The organism is Akkermansiaceae bacterium, from assembly GCA_024233115.1.
GTDB lineage: Bacteria > Verrucomicrobiota > Verrucomicrobiia > Verrucomicrobiales > Akkermansiaceae > Oceaniferula.
On sequence record JACKQB010000005.1, the window covers coordinates 546,191 to 568,017 of the forward strand.

Annotated in this window: 25 protein-coding genes and 1 tRNA gene; 18 read left to right on the plus strand and 8 right to left on the minus strand. The window is 47.5% G+C overall.

Annotated features, from left to right (window positions below; all coding sequences use genetic code 11):
- Nucleotides 1–18: 18 nt before the first annotated feature.
- The 3 genes from H7A51_15980 (at nt 19) to H7A51_15990 (ending at nt 1,843) form a co-directional block, all read left to right on the plus strand.
- A complete protein-coding gene (locus H7A51_15980; GenBank protein ID MCP5537719.1) occupies nt 19–213 on the plus strand; it encodes a hypothetical protein in 195 nt (64 codons plus the stop codon).
- 346 nt (nt 214–559) lie between these two features.
- Nucleotides 560–1,141 carry a hypothetical protein gene (locus H7A51_15985; protein ID MCP5537720.1) on the plus strand — a complete coding sequence of 194 codons (582 nt, stop codon included), beginning with the start codon at nt 560–562 and terminating at the stop codon, nt 1,139–1,141.
- Between the two features lie 315 nt (nt 1,142–1,456).
- Complete coding sequence (locus H7A51_15990; GenBank protein MCP5537721.1) at nt 1,457–1,843, plus strand: hypothetical protein; 387 nt, start codon at nt 1,457–1,459, stop codon at nt 1,841–1,843.
- A 77-nt stretch (nt 1,844–1,920) separates the two neighbouring features.
- Here H7A51_15990 and H7A51_15995 read toward each other — a convergent pair whose 3' ends face one another.
- On the minus strand, nt 1,921–2,181 hold the full coding sequence (locus H7A51_15995; protein ID MCP5537722.1) for a hypothetical protein: 261 nt from the start codon (nt 2,179–2,181) through the stop codon (nt 1,921–1,923).
- Nucleotides 2,182–2,207: 26 nt separating this feature from the next.
- Nucleotides 2,208–2,837: a ParA family protein gene (locus H7A51_16000; protein MCP5537723.1), complete on the minus strand. Its 630-nt coding sequence runs from the start codon at nt 2,835–2,837 to the stop codon at nt 2,208–2,210.
- 353 nt (nt 2,838–3,190) lie between these two features.
- On the opposite strand from H7A51_16000, the gene H7A51_16005 reads away from it, so the two are divergent.
- The 11 genes from H7A51_16005 (at nt 3,191) to H7A51_16055 (ending at nt 14,346) form a co-directional block, all read left to right on the plus strand.
- On the plus strand, nt 3,191–4,789 hold the full coding sequence (locus tag H7A51_16005) for a replication initiator protein A (protein MCP5537724.1): 1,599 nt from the start codon (nt 3,191–3,193) through the stop codon (nt 4,787–4,789).
- A gap of 327 nt (nt 4,790–5,116) precedes the next feature.
- A complete protein-coding gene (locus tag H7A51_16010) occupies nt 5,117–5,407 on the plus strand; it encodes a hypothetical protein (GenBank protein MCP5537725.1) in 291 nt (96 codons plus the stop codon).
- Nucleotides 5,407–8,040, plus strand: a complete 2,634-nt coding sequence (locus tag H7A51_16015; GenBank protein ID MCP5537726.1) for a relaxase domain-containing protein — start codon at nt 5,407–5,409, stop codon at nt 8,038–8,040. Before H7A51_16010 ends, H7A51_16015 begins: the two co-directional genes overlap by 1 nt.
- Nucleotides 8,041–8,152: 112 nt before the next feature.
- Entirely contained in the window at nt 8,153–9,736 is a 1,584-nt protein-coding gene (locus H7A51_16020) for a type IV secretion system DNA-binding domain-containing protein (protein ID MCP5537727.1), read from the plus strand.
- A complete protein-coding gene (locus H7A51_16025; GenBank protein ID MCP5537728.1) occupies nt 9,737–10,411 on the plus strand; it encodes a hypothetical protein in 675 nt (224 codons plus the stop codon). It abuts the gene before it with no gap.
- A 10-nt stretch (nt 10,412–10,421) separates the two neighbouring features.
- Nucleotides 10,422–11,294, plus strand: coding sequence for a hypothetical protein (locus H7A51_16030; protein MCP5537729.1), 873 nt, complete (start codon nt 10,422–10,424; stop codon nt 11,292–11,294).
- A 180-nt stretch (nt 11,295–11,474) separates the two neighbouring features.
- Nucleotides 11,475–11,741, plus strand: coding sequence for a hypothetical protein (locus H7A51_16035; protein MCP5537730.1), 267 nt, complete (start codon nt 11,475–11,477; stop codon nt 11,739–11,741).
- A 38-nt stretch (nt 11,742–11,779) separates the two neighbouring features.
- A complete protein-coding gene (locus H7A51_16040; GenBank protein MCP5537731.1) occupies nt 11,780–12,070 on the plus strand; it encodes a hypothetical protein in 291 nt (96 codons plus the stop codon).
- A gap of 601 nt (nt 12,071–12,671) precedes the next feature.
- Complete coding sequence (locus H7A51_16045; GenBank protein MCP5537732.1) at nt 12,672–13,202, plus strand: antirestriction protein ArdA; 531 nt, start codon at nt 12,672–12,674, stop codon at nt 13,200–13,202.
- A 303-nt stretch (nt 13,203–13,505) separates the two neighbouring features.
- Nucleotides 13,506–14,057 carry an RNA polymerase sigma factor gene (locus tag H7A51_16050; GenBank protein MCP5537733.1) on the plus strand — a complete coding sequence of 184 codons (552 nt, stop codon included), beginning with the start codon at nt 13,506–13,508 and terminating at the stop codon, nt 14,055–14,057.
- A gap of 4 nt (nt 14,058–14,061) precedes the next feature.
- Nucleotides 14,062–14,346 (plus strand): hypothetical protein, encoded by a 285-nt coding sequence (locus H7A51_16055; protein ID MCP5537734.1) that lies wholly within the window; start codon nt 14,062–14,064, stop codon nt 14,344–14,346.
- Between the two features lie 74 nt (nt 14,347–14,420).
- Here the strand turns inward: H7A51_16055 and H7A51_16060 are convergent, their stop codons facing one another.
- From H7A51_16060 to H7A51_16080, 5 genes are all read right to left on the minus strand, one after another.
- The gene (locus H7A51_16060; protein ID MCP5537735.1) at nt 14,421–15,752 is read right to left on the minus strand and encodes a ThiF family adenylyltransferase; all 1,332 of its coding nucleotides are present in this window, start codon (nt 15,750–15,752) and stop codon (nt 14,421–14,423) included.
- A 342-nt stretch (nt 15,753–16,094) separates the two neighbouring features.
- Nucleotides 16,095–16,352 (minus strand): hypothetical protein, encoded by a 258-nt coding sequence (locus H7A51_16065; GenBank protein MCP5537736.1) that lies wholly within the window; start codon nt 16,350–16,352, stop codon nt 16,095–16,097.
- Between the two features lie 105 nt (nt 16,353–16,457).
- Nucleotides 16,458–17,243 carry an ImmA/IrrE family metallo-endopeptidase gene (locus tag H7A51_16070; protein MCP5537737.1) on the minus strand — a complete coding sequence of 262 codons (786 nt, stop codon included), beginning with the start codon at nt 17,241–17,243 and terminating at the stop codon, nt 16,458–16,460.
- Complete coding sequence (locus H7A51_16075) at nt 17,233–17,601, minus strand: hypothetical protein (GenBank protein MCP5537738.1); 369 nt, start codon at nt 17,599–17,601, stop codon at nt 17,233–17,235. Before H7A51_16075 ends, H7A51_16070 begins: the two co-directional genes overlap by 11 nt.
- Before the next feature lie 29 nt (nt 17,602–17,630).
- Nucleotides 17,631–18,260: a sigma-70 family RNA polymerase sigma factor gene (locus H7A51_16080; GenBank protein ID MCP5537739.1), complete on the minus strand. Its 630-nt coding sequence runs from the start codon at nt 18,258–18,260 to the stop codon at nt 17,631–17,633.
- 359 nt (nt 18,261–18,619) lie between these two features.
- On the opposite strand from H7A51_16080, the gene H7A51_16085 reads away from it, so the two are divergent.
- Complete coding sequence (locus H7A51_16085) at nt 18,620–18,808, plus strand: hypothetical protein (GenBank protein MCP5537740.1); 189 nt, start codon at nt 18,620–18,622, stop codon at nt 18,806–18,808.
- Nucleotides 18,809–18,980: 172 nt separating this feature from the next.
- On the opposite strand, the gene H7A51_16090 is transcribed toward H7A51_16085, so the two are convergent.
- Nucleotides 18,981–19,093 (minus strand) — tRNA-Tyr (locus H7A51_16090).
- A gap of 61 nt (nt 19,094–19,154) precedes the next feature.
- Here H7A51_16090 and H7A51_16095 point away from each other — a divergent pair.
- The 3 genes from H7A51_16095 (at nt 19,155) to H7A51_16105 (ending at nt 21,796) form a co-directional block, all read left to right on the plus strand.
- Nucleotides 19,155–20,309, plus strand: coding sequence for a hypothetical protein (locus tag H7A51_16095; protein MCP5537741.1), 1,155 nt, complete (start codon nt 19,155–19,157; stop codon nt 20,307–20,309).
- A gap of 29 nt (nt 20,310–20,338) precedes the next feature.
- Entirely contained in the window at nt 20,339–21,463 is a 1,125-nt protein-coding gene (locus H7A51_16100) for a hypothetical protein (protein MCP5537742.1), read from the plus strand.
- Between the two features lie 126 nt (nt 21,464–21,589).
- Entirely contained in the window at nt 21,590–21,796 is a 207-nt protein-coding gene (locus H7A51_16105; GenBank protein MCP5537743.1) for a hypothetical protein, read from the plus strand.
- The last annotated feature ends 31 nt before the right edge of the window (nt 21,797–21,827 follow it).

The following is a 21,827-nucleotide window of genomic DNA, read 5'->3' on the forward strand; positions in this document are numbered from 1 at the left end:
ACGAACACACCATCAACCATGAAACCTATTCTCACATTCCTCACTTTTGTTTTAATCTGTGTTACTAACAATGATGCGACCCCTGAAAACCGCCAGTTCAGCCTCAAGACCAAACCCATAGGAAAAGCTCAGTATAAAGGAGATGCCATTACGCAAACTCGACAACTTGAGATCGAAGTCTCTCGCTCAGGCAAAGACCCTTCAAAAAAATAACGGCCACCTGGAAAATCTACGGGCACGAAAGGAAGAGCCACAAACTCATTCTCATCAAATCCGGCACTCTGACCTACAACCTGAAAGGTGGCGAGCGAGATACCCAAACCACTCCTACCGTAACTATCAAAGGAGTGAGAAAACATAAAAAAACCACGAGCACAGGACGTGGCAAAAATAAAAGAAGAAAAACCGTCACCGTCCCGGCATCTGGTCAGGAATATTACGGCTACTCCGTCAAAGTTAAACTAGGAGCAGAAACAGTTTCCGAATACGCAAGTAAACCTTCTTTAGAATAGTCATGCGATTATCCAAACCACCTCAAATCAAGCCATCCTCGAACGAAATGAAAACTTCAAATAACCAGATCAAGAGCAAACATACCACGCCTCCCACTAAAACTCTAAATTGGACACTGACCAAAGCCTCCCTTATTGCCGTCATTATCGGAATGTCCGCCTACACCTTTTTTGAGTATGCTACTTCCGGTGAATTTGACACCAGAGAAACAGTAATTCACCACATCATCCCAACAGTTTTCATTGGAGTGATTGTGTGGAGTATGCTCAATCTCATCCTAATATCAAAGTTTGTAAGCCCTATGAAGAAAATCATGCTTCACCTGAACGGTGTCGGCAATGGTAGGCTGGCACCTCTAAAAATAGACACCAACATTCTGGAGGTTGGAGCAATCGTTCATAGTGTGAATACGCTAACCACACAGCTTAAAAAAGTTCCCGACAACGAAGGCATGAGCAAGGCAGTGGATGACCTCGTCAAACTTCGTGCCGATTTGAAGAGACTCATCGACAGCACTCATCTCGCTCCCGACCAGCTCGTTCCCATTATGCGAGACCTTAAAAATCTCGAAAGCCACCTTCTCTCTGCAATCACAGCTGAACGGCAAGCCCACACCGACATCAGTTAGCCAGACTGATGGCTTGCTTGATTCCCGCTTGATTAATTACCAATCTCTACGTTTATCTTAAATCATATACCTCCACAATTCATGAGTCTAAAAAGCATACGACGGAAGAGATGGATCGTCAGCTTCTTTAAAAAGAATTGGAAGACTGGTCTGATAATAATAATTGGAGCAATCCTTTTAACTCTTCTTAGTATTGGAATCGAAAAGGGCCAAGTAAAACCGAATAATGCCCCTAATGAAATTGAACAAAAAAACTAACCGCTAATCATTGTCGCATCATCACCAGATGCGGCGTGTTTTTCGGCCAGTAAAAAAATGAGCAAGAAAAACAGACGGTTCGGGACAGTCCAGGGGGACGCCAAAAAACAGCCTCAGGATACAAAGCCTTCTCCAGCGATGCTAACGCTGTGGGAAAAATTTCAAATTTTTGGTGCTGTCTGCGTGATACTCGTCGCGATGGTGGGAACTTGTGTAAGAACCTCAGCGATCCGACACAAAGAGGAGATCCAACAACGGGTCGGACGACTGAAATGGGAACACGCTCTCACCGATTCACAGGTCGCCGAACTTCTGGAGATAGAATTGGATTTTCACCGATATGAGAGGCCGTTTTCAATGGAATCTAATCCGACTCGCAAAGAACTCGATGAACATCTCCTAGCGATCAAGAAGAGATTTGGAGATATTGATAGTTGCCATTGATCGCGGTCGCCCAGCTGACACCTTCATTGCCCATTCAACCGAGAGCCGCGACCTCAACGGAAGCGTGTCGCTCGTTATCACTTTCCAAGTAATTTTGACACTGCCTCTGTCACTATATCCTGCTGACTCCAATTTCCCTTTCGGTTTTTTCGTCGCTCAGCTGACTCATCAATGAGAGCGTGCGCTGTTTTTTCTGGCAGTCTAAGAGTAACAGCAATACGTGGCTCTACAGCTTTGGTCAACGGGGCAACAGGAGACTTTGTAGGTGTTGGATTGTTAATTTTTCCAGCTTCGAGAAACGCCCTCACTTCTTCCCTGTCTTTCAAGGCCTCGGTCATGGAATGTCGTTTGTTTTTTGCTGCCATTACTGCTCCATCTCATTTGGGAAAAGGTATTCAAACAGGGCGAGAGCTTCGTTTGCCGCAGGTTTTGCCTGATGCCCCATTCTCCAAACCGCTGATCGTTGCCCAGCTGAATCAGCAAAAGCCTGCCTCAGACCGAGGCCCGGTGCTATCTCAAGTCCTAATGTTTTTGCCGTGACGAGTAACTCGTCCGATAAACGGTAATTTTTCTGGAGCTTGTTTGGCACAAATACCCCCTTCGGAAGATCTCCCCTAATAGCGTGGACTTGATCAAGAGCTTTGACAGCATCACTGGCTGCCCGAACATCAAGCACAGATGGCCCGCATGGAATGAGAGCAACATCCGACACCAGAAGAGTTGCCCGTGTCACCTCCCCGAGCCCAGCTGGCCCATCAATGACAATCATTTTTTCCTCCAGCAATTTGACTTCGTCCAAAATTTCGTCAGCAGATTGAAAACGATAGACTGGCGTGTTTGTTTCTATTTCTTTTGTCCACTCACTCGACGACCCTTGCACATCGGCATCAACGAGCGCTGTCTCAATACCTTGCTCGCGAAGCCAGGCCACAAGATGAACAGCGATGGTGGACTTCCCCACTCCACCCTTTTGATTGACTGTTGCGATAATCATAATAGCTAGCTTACATGCTTTCAAAAAAGCAGGCAAGGGGTGCAGTGTTCCAGCATACTCGACTAACAGTATACTTCTTTGCCGGCATCCTGTTTTGTCAGTTTGCAGCTATACTTGAATCATGCCATGCCAGCATATCGACCTGCTTTTATGCCTCCATAGCAGCATGCTGTTTTGCAAGCATTTCATTGTTTGGTTAGATCACTGACTGTTTCCTGCACGGTTTAACAAAGGGGAGAGGGATGAGCGCAGCCATAGTGGCCGCACCCCTTGCGTGATTGCCCAAACATTGGTAATTCATACAGGAAAGGGATGCCTTATTGGTGCATGGTGCAGGTTAGGCTTGTTAAGCCATGCAGGGTGACTTGTTAAATGGTGCAGGTTTTATTGTTAAATGGGGCAGGTTCATCGCGCCAAGTGCGCGGGATTCTTCGGGATTCGCGGTGCTAAACATTAAACTATGTATAAACAAAACAACAACACCGCTCAGTTTTCTCCAAAGGGATTCGGCTGCTTGGTTTGTTGTTATTTTTTGGGAGTTTTTAATGGGGAATGATCAGGCAGGACAAAAGCTGGAATCGCTATCTCTGCACCTCAGGGACAGTGACCTTGAATCTTTCGAGAAGGGTAAAGACGAGATGAACCTCGCCGAATTTCCCATTGCGGTCGTGGCGGAATCGGCACAGCCCGGGCAGCTCACACTTGAGTTCTCCGACACGATCACTGACCGATCCACCGGAGCAGCAGTTGAGCGAAGAGTCACGGTGCATGGAACCGAGGAGTGGGGGCTTCCGGCAGCCCAGGATGACGATGTGATGATTGGCCTCTTGCAGCTTTGCCATCTGGCAGGGTGGCCAAAACGAATCTGCTTCACCCGTTATCAACTTTGCAAACTTCTGCAGTGGTCAGTCGGTGGAGCGAGTTATCGCCGTATCTATCAGGCACTGCATCGCCTCAGCACCACGAAGTATAACTACCGTTATGGATGGCGCGATAAGGCCAACCAGGAATGGATTCCGAGTCTGGTCTTTTCCTATATTCAGTCACTCAAAGTTCACGAGGCCGATAAACCCACTAAGTCGGGATTGTGTGAGGTGACATGGTCGGACGATTTCCACCGCAGCCTGGAGGCGGGGAATTTGAAGGGGCTCGATTTTAACCGTTTTGTAAGCCTGCGGAGTTCCATCGCCAAGCGGCTCTATCGCTTTCTCGATAAACGCTTCGGAACTGGTATTCCTCGCTATAGCTGTGACCTCCATGTGCTGGCTTTTGAGAAGATTGGTATCTCTCGAAAATACAAGGATGCCGCACAGATCAAACGTGTTCTCAAGCCCGCGATTCACGAACTTGAAACTGTCGGGTTTCTGCATGAGGCACTACCTGAAGATCGCTATGAAAAAGTTCGCCGGGGACATTGGAAAGTTCACTTCACGCGAGCCTCTCAAGACTCTCGAAAAAAGAACGTCGTTCCCTTGCAGCCGTCTCATGCTCCCGTGGAAGATAAACTCATCCAACTTGGGATCATTCCGTCTGAAGCGAAGAAGTTTGTGGCACAACATTCAAATGAGTATCTGGAGGATAAAATCGATCAGTTTCCCTACCGCGATGCCAAGTCGAATCCTGCCGGATTACTGGCGGAATCGATCCGCCGAGATATTCCTCCGCCACCCAATTACCTACCTCTAGCTGACCGCTTGAAGCAAGAAAAACTGAATCAGAAGCGAGCGCTTAAACGGGCAAAACTGGAGCAAGCTGAACATGCAAAAATTGAGGCTGAGAAAGCAGCAGAGGAAGAGCTTCGCAACCAAGCCGAGGCCGTGTTCAAATCGCTTCCCCAAGACGAACAAGACTCACTCAATAAAGTGGCCAAAAAACGATTCCCGAAAGCTGGAGGTGACGTGATCTACTGGACGATGATCAGTCACCTGAAGGATCGATTGGCTAGAGAGTAGCCTGTCGATCCGAGCCATCCGAACGTCTATTCGGATGGCTAACAATCATCCATAGCTATTTCAGAAAGTTGAAATCTCTGGATGAAAATTACCCTTTGGTGGACTCCAAAGGGTAATGAGTAGGAAATTATCACACCTGATGCACCTGAATGTCATACGCTGGTGCGAGATTGGCCGCTGGAATGCTGATCAGTCAGCTCATATGCCTCTAAAACGCCGTCATACGATCCGTATGACATGGTCATTCTACAAAAGCCCGAAACCGTTGAAACCACGGGGTCTTATCGCGTATACTAGAACGCTGTTATAAAAAGGAGAGCCATTCCCATGTCTAAAATTCTCAAATCATTCCGGGTACATCCTGAAATCTGGCAGCAGGTGGAACTCGCTGTTGAACGTGATGGCATCACGTCCACCCAGTTCATTCTGGAGGCCATCCTAGAGAAACTCGACGGCAACAGCGTCTCCCAAATTCTGGACGAATTGGTGGCCCTGCGGCGCGATCAGATCGCCGCGACCAAGGCTCTTTTGATCCTGGTGGGCAGCAAGGCCGAATTATCGAAATCCGAGGCAACATCCTGGGTTGAAAACAACCTATCAACGAGGAGGCTGCATTGATGCTTTCGATTGGCAAAATGTCCGTTGGACAGCACGCTTATTATGACGAGCTTGCCAAGGAGGATTATTACCTCGAAGGGGGCGAGCCTCCGGGAAAATGGTTAGGTCAGGGAGCCACCGCCCTAAACCTCTCTGGTGAAATCCGAAGCAAGGAGTTTTCAGATCTGTTTGCGGGAGAGCTGCGAGGCAAACGGTTGGTACAACAATCCGAATCAACCCGCTGCGCTGGCTGGGATCTGACCTTCTCAGCGCCCAAATCGGTGTCAGTGGCGTGGAGCCAGTCCGATGCTGCCACGGCACAGGCAATCCGAGAAGCCCAGCAGGAGGCCGTGGAGACGGCTCTCGAATATCTCGAAGAACAGTGTGGCTATACTCGAAGAGGCAAGGGCGGTCGCATCGTTGAAAAGGCCAAGTGTATCTTTTCTACCTTTGAGCACGGAACCAGCCGAGCCGAGCAACCTCAACTCCATACCCATGCCCTGTTGATCAACACCTGCGTTCGTCAGGATGGAACCACTGGAACCCTGAAAACTGAAAAACTCTATCAGCACAAGATGACAGCAGGAGCCATCTATCGTGCCGAGCTTGCCGCGCAATTACAGCAACGTCTTGGGCTGGATATCATCAGGGATGATTTTTCTTTCAAAGTGGCCGGGGTTCAGGATGAGCTTTGTGATCATTTTTCCGCAAGGCGTAAGGAAATCGAACAGGCGCTGGCAGAGAAAGGAGTCAGCGGAGCCGTGGCCAGCTCTATTGCCACGCTAACAACAAGAACGACCAAACAACAGATCAGCCGTTCCGACCTCATCAAGTCATGGAAGCAAACCGGAATATCGTATGGCTGGAGTACCGATCAGTTGGCCAATTTGCTTGGGGTGACCCGACCCCAGCGGGAATCTATTCAGGATAATCTCGCCAAGCTTTCAGCTTGGGAGTCTGTTGAAGTCATGATGTGTTCCCAAGCCTGCTTCACCGAAAAAGAAGCGATTCGTTACGCCTGTGAAAATGCTCAGGGACGGGGAATCTCAGCGGAGCAGACAATCGATGCCGTTCGCGAGGTACTGGAGTGCGATCAGTTAGTCCGGCTGGGCATGACTGGGGGAGAGCATTACTACACCACCCAAGAACACCTACAGATCGAGCAAACCATGATATCGGATGTGCACGATCTCGCGCAGTCCGACAACATGAAGGTGAAGGCCAAGGCCATTGACCGTGCGATTACAAAATCAGAAAATGAGGGCAAACCACTTACCCCACAGCAAGAAAAAGCCGTGCGGCATATTCTTTCTGGTGATGGTAAGATCACCGCGATTACGGGTGATGCAGGTACTGGAAAAACGACGATCCTAAAGCCGGTTCGTGAAGCCCTGGAGGCATCGGGTTATCAGGTAAGGGGTCTCGCTTTGGCGGGGAAAGCAGCCCAGGGACTTGAAGAGGGTGCGGCCATTGAGTCACAAACCATTGCAAGATTCTTGTGGTATCAAGATAAGGTCATGCACAAGTGGGATGAACAGAAGGCGAAGGAGGATTTTAAGAATTGGGTTGAATACAAAAAATCGACACTCAACCCACTCAAGGCGATGGCATTCAATCCAACATGGAACAAAGACACCGCAAAAAAACGTTTTCTGGAAATGAAGCAGCAAGAGGGCATGGATGATAACACGGTGCTGGTTGTTGACGAGGCTGCGATGGTGGATACACGGAGCTTTGCCAAGATCGTCAATCACGTGAAGGAAAGTGGAGCCAAGCTGGTTTGCATTGGTGACAGCAAGCAGTTGCAGGCGATCACTCAGGGTGGTGCGTTTCAGGCGATTACCGAGGAAATCGGACAAGAGCGGCTAACCGAGGTATTTAGGCAGGAATGCGAGGAAGCTAAGAAAACGGTGCAAGCCATGGCTGAAGGTAACGTTAGGGAAGCTCTCACTCGCTATGCCAAAGCAGGGGATTTGAAGGTCGGAGACGACCGGGACATGGCCCTCTCAGATCTCGTTACGGAGTGGGCGGCCAAAGGCTGCGAGCGCCCAGCCGAGAATCTGATGCTTGCTGCTACCAACCTAGATGTGTTCGAACTGAATGAGCAGGCTCAGGCTGAAAGGCTGGCTAGGGAGAAACTATCCACCAAGTCGTTGAAGGTGGGTATTTACGATTTCCATGAAAATGACCGGGTGGTGTTCACCCGTAACAACAAGTCACTGGATGTAAAAAACGGCACATTCGGTACCGTGCGGCGTTTTAACGAACACTTGGGAACCATTTCCATCGAAATCGATCACGAGGAAAAGAAGCGCGCTCAGGTGCGCACATTTTCAGTGAAGGATTATGCCGATATCCGTCTTGGTTATGCGGTGACCACCCACAAATCCCAGGGGGCTACCGTAAAGAATGCCTTTGTGCTCACCAACGAAACCATGATGGATCGGCAGATCAGTTATGTCCAGATGAGCCGAGCAAAACAACGCACCCAGATATTCACCACTCGCGACGAGGCTGGAGATAGGCTAACAGATTTAGTCCGTCGTATGGAGCGCGACAACATCAAGGAGCTTGCCTTGGCAAAACTGAAAGAGGAACAGGAAAGGAAGCGGACTGCTGAGAGCAGGACGACAACGAAAGTGTTAGGTATTTAAGGAAGGAAAATTGGAAGATACAATTACTGTCATTTGCATAATCGGATTTACTGCTTGTCTAGCGATTGGGTTTTGGTTCTTATTCAAAGGTGATAGATATCGAAGAACTTTCATGAGGGGCAATCAACTTAATCCAAAAATGCGAGGGCAGCTTGTCCCTGATCCCGAGCACCCCTACCTCTTTGGTCAGTTGTTTCATTCTTTTTCCGAGCTACGCAAAAGTATTGTTCTTGTCGGCTCTCCAGGTTCAGGAAAAACCGTGCAAATCTTGTTACTGATGAAAACGGTGATACCTCGCATCATGGAAGAAGGAAGCCAGGTGCGAGCCGTAGTCTATGATTCCAAAAGCGACCTCACATCAAAAATTGCATCAATGAGCGTGAGTCCGGATCGCATTAAGATCATGAATCCACTCGATGCCAGGTCTTATGCTTGGGATATTTGCAACGATGTTGTGTCTCCTGCCGAAGCTCAGGATTTGGCATCCATTCTGATTCCACTGCCGCGAGGTTCAAAGCAGCCTTACTTTCCAGAAGCAGCACGAGGAATTCTGAGGGGACTCATTGAGGTATTCCAGCAACACTGCCCACAACAATGGGAATTACGGGATTTGATTCTGGCTACCAAGACGGTGGAACGCCTCGCCTTCCTTCTTGCTAGCACTTCTGCCACTGAGAGCCTTCTGGAACATTTTGAGCCTCAAAACACCTTCAATAATGTCAGAAGCACACTCACTGAAGGCCTCGATAAATTATCCGCAGTAGCATCTTCATGGCATAAATCTCGAAAAGAGGGTAGGGTGATCAGTTTGGCCAATTGGCTCGATAGTCAAAGCGTTCTCATTCTTGGCAACAGCCCGAAGCAAAAAGCTCCTTTAGCGGTGCTCAACAACATTTTGATGTCCTTTATCACCAAGCAGGTGCTATCGCGACCAGGCGAAAGGGACGAACAAAACTTCTTCTTCCTCGATGAATTTAGAGAGCTTGGAAAAATTGACAGTATGTCCGACCTTGCTGGCCTAGGTCGAAGCAAAGGCTCATGCTTGGTCTTGGGTTTTCAAGACATATTCGGTGTCGATGAAGTTTACGGTAAAGAAAAGTCACGTGAGATTATCGGCAATTGCTCTAACATGGGAATCCTACATATCAACAGCACTGAACCTGATACTCAGAAATGGGCATCTGAAGTGTTAGGACAACATGAGTTCCTCGAAACTCAAAATTCAGAGAGCGAAACCTTTGGGCAACAGTACAGCCGCAGTGAATCAAAAACTCACATGACCAAATCAGAAGCCCTCTGGTTGCCAGCCCAGTTCAGCAGCGATATACCGAAGGTGAGCCTCGAAGATGGATGCCAAGGGGTCTTTCGTATCAATAGCCATTTTTATCAGAGCAACATACTCGGCAAACATTTGTTCACCGATGAGGGAACCTACAATCGTGTGCCTGGAGAAAATTCTGATTTCCCCAACGAAATGCCACTGGATGCACGGCATACGCGTCTTACTGATTGGGATGAGGATGACTTCAACCGCCTTGGCATCGCTGGCCTTAAACAGATATCGATCATCAAGCCACAAATGCCGGAAGGCATCAGAGCTAGACTTGAACAGGTGTTAGGCACAAGCTTTTTAGAACCGATTAACAGCTCCGATTCAGAGATGCCGCGGACAATAACGGGAGACGACTTAGGTTAAATGCGTAACGACAATCCAGAAAGTAGTTTCCAGTCACCTGAGAACTACCGTGAGTATGCAAAGGATGCCTGCCGGGCTCTGGAAAGATACCAGAAAATTCGTCGACCGCTGATGTTCCATATTTTTCTGGTATTAGTAATTTTCAAACCTTGGGTAAGTTTTGACTGGAGTCATCATATCACGTACTGGATATTTACGGGAATCGATTTTGATTACAGCATACCATGGATGCTCTGGAAATTGGTATTAATCGCCTTCGATCTTCTGATTATATTACCATTGCTTGGTTTGATTAATTGCATTCGCCATCTCGAAGATGGATTTCTGGAAGAAGAAACTGACAAGCCCATATTCACATTAAAGATGAAATTTCGTTTCACTGGCAGCGCTATCAAAGAGGTCTTTATCCCTCCGGTTGACGACTATTTCAAAGAGCTCAAGTGGGAGTGGTTTTGGAGAACCTGGCTTTTTTATCCAGCAGTAGTGACTGGTTTACTCGGACTCATTAATCTCTTCCTAGGCGGTTTTTCTTTCTTTATGGATCTGTTCTTCTTGAAATGCTGGGATGATTGGCTTGTAGGAATTGAAGGGTCGAAGACGAAAACCGGATTCAGAAAATACCTCCGAGGCGTTCGCCTTCGTAAGTTACCACAATCAGCTGGCAGCTCCGCTTAACTATAGAATCATGAACCACTTGCAGAAAAAAAGCAGCTTCCAATCCCCCGAGGACTACAGGGAACATCTTGAGGATGCTGTCAAAGCACTCGAGGCCTATCAGCGGATACGCAGGCCTCTTATGTTCCATGTGTTCTTGCTGCTGGTGATTAGTTTCCAAGCCCATTTCCTGATAGTTATCGCGATACTTGTTCCCATTCTAGGTGTCATTGACTGTCTCCGTCGTCTCGAGGACGGCTTCGATGAAGATGAAACTCCAGCCTTCAGGCTTAGCTCAAGACTTGTGGTTGGGGATTCCACGCTTACAGCATACTTACTTGGACTCCTGGCATTGTATGTCGGTGAGTTGCAGCGGCTCTGGTTTTGGAAAACATGGGCTTTTTATCCAGCCATGTTTGGGTATCCCATGTTGGGTCTAGTATTTGCACTTTTCATGTTGCTCAAAAGAGGCTGGTTCTTTTTCCTCGATTTGTTTTTCCTGCGCTGCTGGGACAAATGGTTAAAAGCCCTTCGCAGCACGGATGAGGAGAAAAAACCTTTCAGGGAAACCCTACGTGGCAGTTACCTCAATAAGCTACCTCAATCAGCTGGTTCAGCTCCGGAAAGCGATCCAGCCAAAGAAACTCCGATTGAATTCAATTGGCTCAAAAAGAAAGCTGGTCAGGCTAAAAGTGCTACCAAAACGTTCCTGGAGAAATGCGCTAATGATGAAAAGCAAGCACCTGCTCCCATCATAGATCTGGATGATGAAGATAAAGCCGATCCTGAAAAAAATGGAGATAAGTCCAAAGCTCAAGAACAGACAAAGGCCAAGGAAGCTGAGAAACCAACCAAGGATCAAGATTCCCAATCAACGAACAAGGGTGATGATAATTCCAAATAACATCTAATTCCTAACGAAATTACCGCAGTATTTAACCCATCGCTAATGAGCTATTTTCCTGTCATAAGCTAAATTGATGGCTTTTAAATACTTTTTCTAGAGCGGTCGCTCGGTTCTTGCGACTAGAACGATGTTTTATGATACGCTTGTTGCTCATTTTACCCAATTTGGAGAACAATCATGGGAGCAGAACAACAAGCAAAAAGACCGGAACACAACTTGCGTTATGGGGCTGTTGAGGCCGCCATTTGGCGCAACAAAGGTGAGAAGGGCGATTTCCTGAACACGACCTTTACCCGGCATTTCCGCCAGGACGAGGAATGGAAACAAACGGATTCATTCCGAGAGCAGGACTTGCCAACTCTGTCGAAGATCGCTGCCGATGCACATACTTCGATTCAGAAGTTAAAGGCTGCAGAAGCTGATGCTAAAGAGAGTGAGGAATAGCCGTGGGTAATCGCAACGCGGCATCTGGTCATCACCGGATGCCGTTACCCAAACCACTCAAGTTCCACCTTGGCCGCGTGATGATCACGCCGGGAGCGGCGACCACCTTGGCCGACGACCAGATCACCGATGCCTTGCGTCGGCACCAGTGTGGCGACTGGGGATTGTTAGATGATCGTGAGAAGAAATGCAACGAGCAGGCTTTGCGGTCTGGTGGATGGATTCTGTCGGCCTACATCGATCCCAGCAGCGGCGAACGTTTTCTCATCATCACACAGCCGAACCGGATCATTACCACCGTCATGGTGCCAAATGAATTCGGTGAATAATCATCCCCCTAAAGGTGCATAGAATTAAAATACTATGGATGTAAGTAGCTGGAATCACTCAGGATTCCAGAGGAATAGTCTGACCTAACGAAAATTATCATTTCCATGTTTGTTTGATTTGAGTGGGGAAAGCCTTCCCCTCGCGGCTACTGCATGCACCGCTACCCCTTCTCCTGGGAGGCACCCTCCCAAACCCTCTGAGATGTCGGCTTACGCCGTGATTTTTCAAACGGACTGACCGACTTGTTTTGCTCCGCGCCTCGTGCTCACTCGCGTTGGCTCTGCACAAAGACGGAGACTCGCCCTGCTAACGTCTCCTCTCTTTGTTCCGACCAACGCCAGTTCTGCACCACCCCCGGTTTCCGTTCACCGTCATGGCCTCGCTGCGCGAACCATGACCGTGCGCCGGGTTTAAAAATTAGGGGGGCGTTGCCCCCCTCTGAGGTAAAGGGGTTTCCCCAACTTTCCGCTCTTCATTGCATTCGTTTGTGCAAGCTGGGTGATTCCCCTCCCCTTGACCTCACACCCCCCACCTTCGCCAGGAGGCAAGGTTTCATGAGCGGGCATGAAGCCTATGCTTAATTTAAAAAAGGAAAATAATATGACTTACGAACCTAGAATATACGTCGCTTGTCTAGCTAGCTATAACGCTGGTATTCTCCACGGTGAATGGATCACCTTGGACGGATCTGTGGATATTGGGGATGCCATCAAATCGATGCTTGAGGCCTCTCCCGTAGATGATGCCGAGGAGTATGCCGTGCATGATCACGAGTCCTGCGGAAATCTCAGTGAATATGCTAGAATGGATACCCTCAGCGAGATTGAAGATGCTTTCAAGTTGACGGAAGCCTTTACGATAGACTGGGAGCTGTTCTGTGAGTTCTGCGGCCATATGGGCAAGGATCTAAAACCTGAGGAAATAGATGCTTACGAAGACTGCTACGCAGGATCTTCGATTGATCTGGTTAGCTGGTGTCAGGATTTTCTCGAAGAAACTGGACAGCTTGATTCCATCCCTGAAAATCTACGCTTCTACTTTGATTATGAGGCGTACGCCAGAGACATGGAGATCAACGACATCTTCACCATTGACCATAATGGCGAAACTCACGTGTTTTGGCATCGGTAGTAAAAAATGGAGAGGGTCACCGCCCTCTCCAAACATGGTAACAAAAAGGACAATAACGGATAAATTATAGCAACCAGCGGTTAACCTTTCCCACTACATTTTCCTCACTGGCACCAAATTCTGGGTCATCACCGAAGCGGATCGATCCGTGACGACGATTCTGCTGCCAAACGAATACTGACGCTCTGCTATCCATGAGCGTTTCGCCATGGATAATATAAAGAAATTTCATCTTTTCCCATATTTCTGGTTTAAATCCTCATTTTCGTTACTCTCTTCATATGGGGCATCCCCCATGAGACGATGGAATCTGCGCAAGAACCAAATAATACTGAGGACTGGATCAATGAGCTGGAAGGCCCTCTGACCCGTTTTGCGCTCTCGGTGGGATTATCAAGTCACGATGCTGAGGATGCTGTTCAGGATGCGTTGATTGCGCTGGTGCGAACTCTCGAAAAGAAGCCTGACTCCATTCGAAGCCCCAAAGCCTACGCCTTCACCATTGTCCGGAACAACGCCAACAAACGGTTTCGCGAGCGCACCCGCCGAAACGAGGTAGAAATGCCGGAACATCTTCCTGAAACCCCTGATGAGGATGACATCTATCAAGAGCCTGTTTTAAAGGAGTCCTTCCAATCCGCTTATGCCAACCTTTCCGTCCTCGAGCGTGATCTGTTGCAAAAATACTACGTCGAGAAATGGACATACGAGCAAATCGGCTCGGAGCTGGGTTGCTCAGCTCAAAATGCCTGGAAAACCATCAAGAAAATCGTCTCGAACACTCTTACAGGAGAATTAAGAAAAGCCCTCTATCAAGTCGACCCCGACTTAGCCAACGAACTCTTTCCCCACTAACATCATGGACAATCCCGAAGAATTAGAAATCGGCTTCCTGATCGAGCTTGCCATCACTGGTGAAGCTGATTCGGAGCAGTATAACGAGGTCATGGATCGTGTGGAGAACGAGCCAGAAATCGCTGAACTCTATCAGCAAGCACTCGCCGAACACAAGTTACTGGAGGCCGCGCTTCCTACTTCCGAGCAGGAACTTGCTCAACAACAGGTCAGAGAAGCTGAAAGGCTGCGCCTAATTGCTGAGAAACAACGCCTTGAGCAAAAAAACGACCTCGATCTGGGAATGTAGACGATTGCGGCACGTATAGAGCATGAATCCGCAGGGCTTAGACCCTTCACCTTAACGGGGTATAGATAGCGGTATCAGAGTGGTTTTATGACAGGGTCTCCCAAGTCTTTTTGGGAATAATGTGGGCACTTGATGCCGGACAAAAGAGACAATAATCCGGATGGCTTTAATGTTTGCTCAATGCCATTATAATCCATTCTAGCTGGCATGGCTCCATGTCTGCTCCATCCGGTTACTAGGTGCATCAAGTATCCAATAGCAGTAGAAGCAAGCACCCCATTGGGCCACACAACTTGAGGCTGTGGTCCTGCTCCATAATCTTGGGCCTCTTCAGCAAGATTTTCCTCAGTAATAACCCTTAAACAATGAAGGCAGATTTCTCCAGGTATTGATATCGCTGCCTGGCCATGCATCCTTGGAGGGCTCTCTAAGTCGTTCACCACAATCATCCCAATATCAATCATCGGAATCATTCGGGCTCGACAAAAATACTCAATATCGCGGCGAGCCGAGAAACTATCAACGCAGCCGATAATTACATCACAATCGTTCAGGGCTTCTATTTTCTCTTCCCAACGTAGAGGTCGTGAGTCAATCAGAGCATCAGGCTGTAAGCCTCTATATAAAACCTCTGCGACAATCGTCTTGTCTAACTCATCCTCGACACAGCCTTTCGTTCCTCCAACAAGTCGATTCAAGTTGGTGTTGGTAATTGTGTCGTAATCGCAGAGAACTGTATTTTGAAAGCCAATGTGAGCCAGCTGTTGGTTGATATGACTTCCTCCCCCACCCAATCCAATAATGCCAATTTTTGCTCCTGCTATTACACCCGCAGCATCATTACCAAGAAAGCTTTGACGATCATAACGATCATCTTGTGAAGTATGGTTTTCGTAAAATAGAGCATCACGTCCTTTATACAGAGTCATGGGCCACCCTACTACTGTCATCTTTTGCAGCGGGCTAATAGTTCTATCGAGAGCAAGAATCTGACCTGATAGAGATCTTTCCGACAGCACCGCCCAGCCATGTAACTGACCCGGACTAATATTAGATATACTTCGGGCAACCTTAGGCCCTTCTTCCAGATCTGTCGGGCTTGGGATCGTAGAGTAGTCTCGCCCATGAGTATGAACCCATAATTGTCCAGATCCAGAATCTATGGAGCGTTGCATAGCCGCATGAATTGCCTCCTCTGACATTCTGGCCCCGCACGACATATCTTCTATGTAATGTTCGTCAGGTATTATATGATAATCATGACAAAGTAACAACGGCTGCTCTCCATTGGATATGACTTTGAAAGAAAGAAATCCTAGTCGTTCATATGCATGATCGTGAGGTCGATCAAGATCATCAAGGACTTGCGTTAACAAGGCATCAGAAATTTTCAGTAAGGGTTTCATTTTCTAAATGCAATTAAGTGGTTCTGAAACATTTGGAGTAGTGTCTGCTCTTCGGGTGTTTTCCAAGAAACAGCCCACCATCGCTTTCCCAATATTAATACGCCCTTAGCGTTCCAATTTTTGCCTTGCCCGTGATGCGCAACCTCTGATGAGAGAAAAAGCCTGGAACTGTATCCATCGCGTGGCGTCGGGCAAAGTAACCCATCGACACACTCAGGGGTACAGCCTTCTGGCAGTATCAGTTTGCCAATAAGAATGTATTCAGTCCCAGACTCTTCACCTAGAGATAACTCAGGGCATATACTACGCAATGCCTCAATTTCCTCGTGGTTTATCATCTGCTTATGATGCTCCGCCACTTGGGCAGTTGCTTGCAAAAACTTCTCCTCCAACGATCTCAATATGGCCTTTGTCTTCTACTGAGGTCACGCGACCATCAATAAGCATGCAAAGAGTGTCCTCTTGAGGGATCTTTGGATCGGGTTTATTTTTGATACGAGCAACTGGATACTTTCCAGGTTTGATCTGATACTTTTTACCATCAATGGTAACCTCTACTGTTTTTGATTCGGCCTTAGTGCCGTTTGTGTTTGTCTTCATATTCTTGCGAGTTGAATTAATGAGGCGCTTGCCTTCATTAAATACCTCGTAAGAACTTGGCAGGAGGGATGGTTCTTGTTAAAAAAAACTGACTATTTTAATCAGTTAATCGACCGCGTCCCATGAGAGCATAGTCAGAATCAATCCTCCATAACCTAAAGATATTGACTCCTCCCACATATCAATTTCTCTGAATGAAGTAGGAAACCATGTCTTCGAACAAAACTTTTTCTCCGTGATGTTTGTAGTAGAATCTGTAGACGATGCCGCTGAACAGGTGGGAATTTTCGATCCTTTGGAAATCCAGTAACCCATTGCATTCGCTTCATCCGATGGAATCCCGTATTTCACCACGCCATTCTCTGAAATTACTACCACACAGGGCTCTTCTGTAAATTTGGTGTAACGAATGGCTGAGCATTCTCTAGAAGCATTACATTCCTTGGCAACGGCTAAAACTTGCTCAAGGGTGAGCACGGAGTCTCTCGCCATTTTCTTTTCTAGAAGGATCGAGGGAATCAACAGCGCAGCAGCAAATGCATCAGCTTCACGTTCCATGGGTTCATCACAAAAAAAACCGGGCTGAGAATTATGAGTTTTCCCACTCATGAGAACTTCGCGATGTTCTGGGATAAAAAAATGCCCAAGTTCGTGAGCGACTGAAAATCTAACACGCGTTTCTGCCGCATCTAAATTGTCAGGGTAATACAAGAGAAACCGATTTACTTCAGTATGATACTCAATGCGCCCAAAAAAATCAGAACTACATTTCGTGACTGGGCAAAGGCTAATGTTTTCTCTTGTGGCAATACCAAAGACATCAACAGGTGCTTGCTCTATTTCATGAGCGTCAAGCACCTCGTCAGCGAGTGTTTCATTTTTACTGATCATCCTGCTCTTTGCGCTTGTTACGTAGCTCCTCCAATATTTTATTTCTTACTTCCTCAATCGAAGAGCGGGTATCCTCGTCAAAATCATCATCAGCATTGTCACGATTCATAGCTGCTATTTCATATTGCGATTCTGCTACTTCAATTTCGTCAGATTGGGGCGTATATTCTCCAGATAGTTTTGAAACTAAACTCTCTCTGATTGAGAGTATGAGTTTGCTGTCATCTCCCCGGTTCTCATTTGAAGCGTCCTGAAAACACGTCTCCACATCCATATCAGTGGGTTCATCCCTGACGGGAAGAAGAGATGCTGCAATGAGAGCATCCAGTGCCTTATCATCATATTTTGGATTCATCATTATTTGGTATAATTTGAGTTGCTTCGATTTCAGTTCTTACAATATAGCACATCGCTGAATTTTTTGCGAAGAGCCAACCTTGCGGCTTTTGCACTTGCCAATGTAGGGCGCTCTCCTGTGTTTTTCTCGATTTCCTGACATAATTCGTCCACGGAGAGGCTAATTGGAAAGGCCCCTTCCATGGCATCTGCAACAATGCGCTGCATTCGTGGCAGAGTTGGAATTAAAGTTCTAAATTCCTCAATGATATCTGCTGCCACGCCTTGGGAAGCTAGCACCGCCCAGTCAGACGATACCCCAGATGATATTAAGATACTTGCTATATCTCCATGATAGTCTGGATCAACTTTGCGCTTAGGGTTTTTTTTCCTAAGAAGATCTATGCCTCGTCTACAGGCTATTTTTATTACCAGGTTTTTTAACGGTTTTTCCAGATCGACTAGGCCTGCTTTAATCCCCTCAGAAAGCTCAATAATAGTATTCCCAAAAACTTCCTCCAAATCGTGGTCACTGAAAACAATGAATTTTTTTCTTAAAAAGCCGATCACGGGTTCGGCTATTCGATCATAGAGCATTAATAATGCGCTTTGGTGAATGCCTGGATCATCCTCCATTAAGAGGATTCTTATATCCTCATCATCAATCGTATTTTCCTTCATAAATCGTCGGTCTAAATCTTCGAGGCATCATACCTCCACCATCTACCTCGTAATTATTGCTGGGTAGGGATGGTTTTTTTCTTTTTTCTTTGGCTCGTGTTGTTTGAATATAAATACGATGTGAAATCTCTACCTACATAAAGATAGGCGATTGCTACTTCTTGGATATCTGCGGTGTTAGTTTGGCGCTTATCTAATCGCTTTGCGAGGTTGGAATCTGATATTCAGGGAAACCGCTAGGCAACGACTTGGAAAGGAAAACAAGCTCGCCCTTGCGGGTAAAACGATTTAGGGAAGATTTACGGTTTAAAATCGAAGGGATTGGACTCTTTTCATCAGGGAACAACCCCATAGTGACGATGCACGAACTTCCACAGACAAGCAGCGAGAGGCTTATCACCAAACAAATGGTGGCGAAGCGTCTATCTGTCTCCACTCGCACGGTCGACAGGCTGGCTAAGGAAGGCATTTTGAAGAAGGTCTATTTGAGGGACACCGTTCGTTTTCGTGAACACGATATCGATCAAATCGTGGTCAATGGCATTTGATTAGAATTGCCGTAGTAAATTCAATCACGGAAATACACGTTTTTTGTGAATGCCAAATAAGGACGGATGGCGACATATCAGGGCTAATGAAACTGCCCATCATCTGCCCATCACGGAATTCTCTAGCATCAAAAAAGGAGCTACGATTTCTCGTAACTCCTTCATTATAAAGTGGTGGGCAGGGCTGGATTCGAACCAGCGTACTCATACGAGAGCAGATTTACAGTCGGACGGTGTTTTCGTAACCCTTTGATGCTTAGTTCTTAATATTCTTCAACAACACCCATGTTCGGTATATTCTCGACTTTTAGAGGCAATACGGGCAGTAATATTACACCGACAGATTATGCCTCGGACCCCTAAATTCCAGATCCAGAAGACGCCATCAGGATGGATGGTTAACGTCCCGGCGTCGATGACTGAATCCGGGAAACGTGAGCGTCATTTTCATAAGACACGCGATCTAGCCAAGGAGCATACCATCAAGCTCAGGGATGAGTTCAACAAACACGGAGCTGGCGCTTCAGCTATCCGACCCGCACTAGCTGAAGACGCGGCCAAGGCCTCAGCCATATTGAAGCCTTGGGGTCTATCGCTAACGGAAGCGGCCCAGCGAGTAGCCAAAGAGCTTAAACTGCAAGAGGCTAGCGTAGCCATAGAGGATGCCTACGAAGCGTGGTTTAAGAGCTTAGATGGCCTTCGCCCTCGTAGCATCAAAAGTTACCGGCTGACCTTAACTCGTATGATGGCCGCGATGCCTGGAAGACTGCTTTCTACTATCACCGCTGAAGAGATAACCGGTGCTATTAAGACCACCGGAATAAGCTCTGCTACCTACGCACTGCATAGAAGAAATGCTCGCGCATTCTGGAACTGGTGTGACAAGCACGACTGGTGCGACAAGAATGTATTTTCCAATGTAGAATCTCCACGCAAGGGTTCTGATAAGGAGATCGAGTATCTCTCTCCCGAAGAAGCCGCCACTCTACTGCAAGTAGCAGAAGAAGCCTATCCTCTTGCTGTCCCCATGTACGCTGTTGCTTTATTCGCCGGCGTACGGGCCGAGGAGTTACACCGCTTGGAAGAAAAACACGTCAATGACGAGGGCATCGATCTACCCGGTGAGATTACTAAAAAAGGTCGCAGGAGGCATATCGCTTTAAGTGATACGCTCCGATCCTGGCTCTCAGTGTATCCGTTCAAGCACTGTCCAAACTGGCGTCAAATCGACTGTGCCGTCCGAAGGCTGGCGGGCTGGGATGTGTCGTCCCCTCTCCTAGGGTCTCCACCAGAGCCTACACGCGGCAAGTGGCCACAGAACGCGCTTCGGCATACCCATGCAAGTTATGCCATTGCATCAGGGGTTTCGCTTGAATCGATGCTTTTCGAGTTCGGGCATGTAGGCGGTGTGGAGACCCTCAGGAAACACTACCTTGGCAGAGCTACTAAAGCTCAGGCCAAAGAATTTTTTACTCTACGTCCATTGGACCCAAACTCCTGACTGGCAACCTACAAACATCAGGCTAAACCATGAATAATGACGAGATACTAGCTGCGTGCATAAAACTAAAAGCATCCGTTAAGGCGGCACCGATAGAGCACCTTAGAAAACCGATTGAAGAAGAATCGGAATTAGATCTAACGCGCTCCCTCCAATCCGCACGAGAATGGGTAGAGGATCTAATGCTCTGTGCTGGGCTCGGCTACGAGAAAGCTGTTAAGGAGTTGGCATTTCTCGGGAATCAGATTGCTATGTTTTTAGCTCAGGAAGCTGTTAGCGCGCAGCAGCACAACGGACATCCGCCAGCTGAATCTGTAACGACCGATTCGCCGCAGGCTAATTCGTGGAGAGAGGAGCTTGAAGACGCTGTTAGCGCTTTAGCCACGGTTCCTGTGAACACCATAAAACAGGCAATAGGCCCCGCCTTTGGAGAACTGCCTCCTTCAAAATTTTCGTTCCCCTTTCGCATATTGGTCGAGAATGACGGGCGCCCTCCAACAGATCGAGTTCGTCTGATCACGGAAATAGCCGATAGTCTGATCCAGCAAAAACTAACAAACCGAATAGCCCCTAAGGTAAAGAAGTTTATAAATTACTCATGGTATTGGCCCATATCTGCTTCAGCTACGGACTACCAGCGCAACAGAAAGCTACAAGAGATTATGCCTCCTATAAATCTTGGAGGCTCCATCGCAGCTTGCCTGAGTAAATCTCCTAGAGGGAACACTACGCCCTTACCCATCTGCTTAGAAATTTTTCGGATCTTGGAGCACGAGAGAACAAAACCAAGATCGCAGAAACATCTAGAGGAGTTGAGAGACGGCGACGCGAAAGAAGACCCCTACCCTATCTCTAAGCTAATAGATTTAGCGGAACACCCTAAATACGCAGCTCCAAGACTTACCCCAGCTGCGCCGTGGAACTTGGAAAACATTTGGATTAGAAAAGCCGCATTACTTGAGCCATTAACAGAATCAAATATGGTTCTCTGGGTTGAGGCCGCATTTTGTTTGGTCGCCTCAAAATGTGAAGGTAAGTTCGCTAACTACAAATGGCCTGAGGGAATCTCGAAACGTATAGCTAGCGCAGAATCTGCACGTGCAGGAGTTAAAAAATTCCTCCAAGAAGGGTTCGAAACTCTGGTAAACCATTAGGCATAGAGCCCCCAACTCACCGGGTTTCCAACTTGCTACGGTCAAGCCTAAACTCTGACGCTAAGTATTTTTTAAGTAGCAGGTCATGCTACTGACGCCCGCGCCCTCCGAGGTAAAAGGAGGGCTGTGAAGCATAAACATCATATTCCGAAAATTCAACTCGAAGAGAGCGCATACGTCAGAGCATCCGACGTAGCCCGGCTCTACGGCGTCACTTCGCGTTACATTCTCCAGCTCGCTGCTGCGGGAACTATCCCCAGCCTGCGCCTAGGAAAGAAGTGTGTCCGCTTTGATCTCGATGCGGTGGCACTCGCTCTTGAGGGAGAAGACTGAAGATACATGTGCAAATTTCTGGCCGGGAATC

What these genes read in the sequence shown, in the direction of transcription:
- H7A51_15980 (MCP5537719.1), top strand. Translation starts at nt 19, where the DNA reads ATGAAACCTATTCTCACATTCCTCACTTTTGTTTTAATCTGTGTTACT.
- H7A51_15985 (MCP5537720.1), top strand. Translation starts at nt 560, where the DNA reads ATGAAAACTTCAAATAACCAGATCAAGAGCAAACATACCACGCCTCCC.
- H7A51_15990 (MCP5537721.1), top strand. Translation starts at nt 1,457, where the DNA reads ATGAGCAAGAAAAACAGACGGTTCGGGACAGTCCAGGGGGACGCCAAA.
- H7A51_15995 (MCP5537722.1), bottom strand. Translation starts at nt 2,181, where the DNA reads ATGACCGAGGCCTTGAAAGACAGGGAAGAAGTGAGGGCGTTTCTCGAA.
- H7A51_16000 (MCP5537723.1), bottom strand. Translation starts at nt 2,837, where the DNA reads ATGATTATCGCAACAGTCAATCAAAAGGGTGGAGTGGGGAAGTCCACC.
- H7A51_16005 (MCP5537724.1), top strand. Translation starts at nt 3,191, where the DNA reads ATGCAGGGTGACTTGTTAAATGGTGCAGGTTTTATTGTTAAATGGGGC.
- H7A51_16010 (MCP5537725.1), top strand. Translation starts at nt 5,117, where the DNA reads ATGTCTAAAATTCTCAAATCATTCCGGGTACATCCTGAAATCTGGCAG.
- H7A51_16015 (MCP5537726.1), top strand. Translation starts at nt 5,407, where the DNA reads ATGCTTTCGATTGGCAAAATGTCCGTTGGACAGCACGCTTATTATGAC.
- H7A51_16020 (MCP5537727.1), top strand. Translation starts at nt 8,153, where the DNA reads ATGAGGGGCAATCAACTTAATCCAAAAATGCGAGGGCAGCTTGTCCCT.
- H7A51_16025 (MCP5537728.1), top strand. Translation starts at nt 9,737, where the DNA reads ATGCGTAACGACAATCCAGAAAGTAGTTTCCAGTCACCTGAGAACTAC.
- H7A51_16030 (MCP5537729.1), top strand. Translation starts at nt 10,422, where the DNA reads ATGAACCACTTGCAGAAAAAAAGCAGCTTCCAATCCCCCGAGGACTAC.
- H7A51_16035 (MCP5537730.1), top strand. Translation starts at nt 11,475, where the DNA reads ATGGGAGCAGAACAACAAGCAAAAAGACCGGAACACAACTTGCGTTAT.
- H7A51_16040 (MCP5537731.1), top strand. Translation starts at nt 11,780, where the DNA reads ATGCCGTTACCCAAACCACTCAAGTTCCACCTTGGCCGCGTGATGATC.
- H7A51_16045 (MCP5537732.1), top strand. Translation starts at nt 12,672, where the DNA reads ATGACTTACGAACCTAGAATATACGTCGCTTGTCTAGCTAGCTATAAC.
- H7A51_16050 (MCP5537733.1), top strand. Translation starts at nt 13,506, where the DNA reads ATGGAATCTGCGCAAGAACCAAATAATACTGAGGACTGGATCAATGAG.
- H7A51_16055 (MCP5537734.1), top strand. Translation starts at nt 14,062, where the DNA reads ATGGACAATCCCGAAGAATTAGAAATCGGCTTCCTGATCGAGCTTGCC.
- H7A51_16060 (MCP5537735.1), bottom strand. Translation starts at nt 15,752, where the DNA reads ATGAAACCCTTACTGAAAATTTCTGATGCCTTGTTAACGCAAGTCCTT.
- H7A51_16065 (MCP5537736.1), bottom strand. Translation starts at nt 16,352, where the DNA reads ATGAAGACAAACACAAACGGCACTAAGGCCGAATCAAAAACAGTAGAG.
- H7A51_16070 (MCP5537737.1), bottom strand. Translation starts at nt 17,243, where the DNA reads ATGATCAGTAAAAATGAAACACTCGCTGACGAGGTGCTTGACGCTCAT.
- H7A51_16075 (MCP5537738.1), bottom strand. Translation starts at nt 17,601, where the DNA reads ATGATGAATCCAAAATATGATGATAAGGCACTGGATGCTCTCATTGCA.
- H7A51_16080 (MCP5537739.1), bottom strand. Translation starts at nt 18,260, where the DNA reads ATGAAGGAAAATACGATTGATGATGAGGATATAAGAATCCTCTTAATG.
- H7A51_16085 (MCP5537740.1), top strand. Translation starts at nt 18,620, where the DNA reads ATGCACGAACTTCCACAGACAAGCAGCGAGAGGCTTATCACCAAACAA.
- H7A51_16095 (MCP5537741.1), top strand. Translation starts at nt 19,155, where the DNA reads ATGCCTCGGACCCCTAAATTCCAGATCCAGAAGACGCCATCAGGATGG.
- H7A51_16100 (MCP5537742.1), top strand. Translation starts at nt 20,339, where the DNA reads ATGAATAATGACGAGATACTAGCTGCGTGCATAAAACTAAAAGCATCC.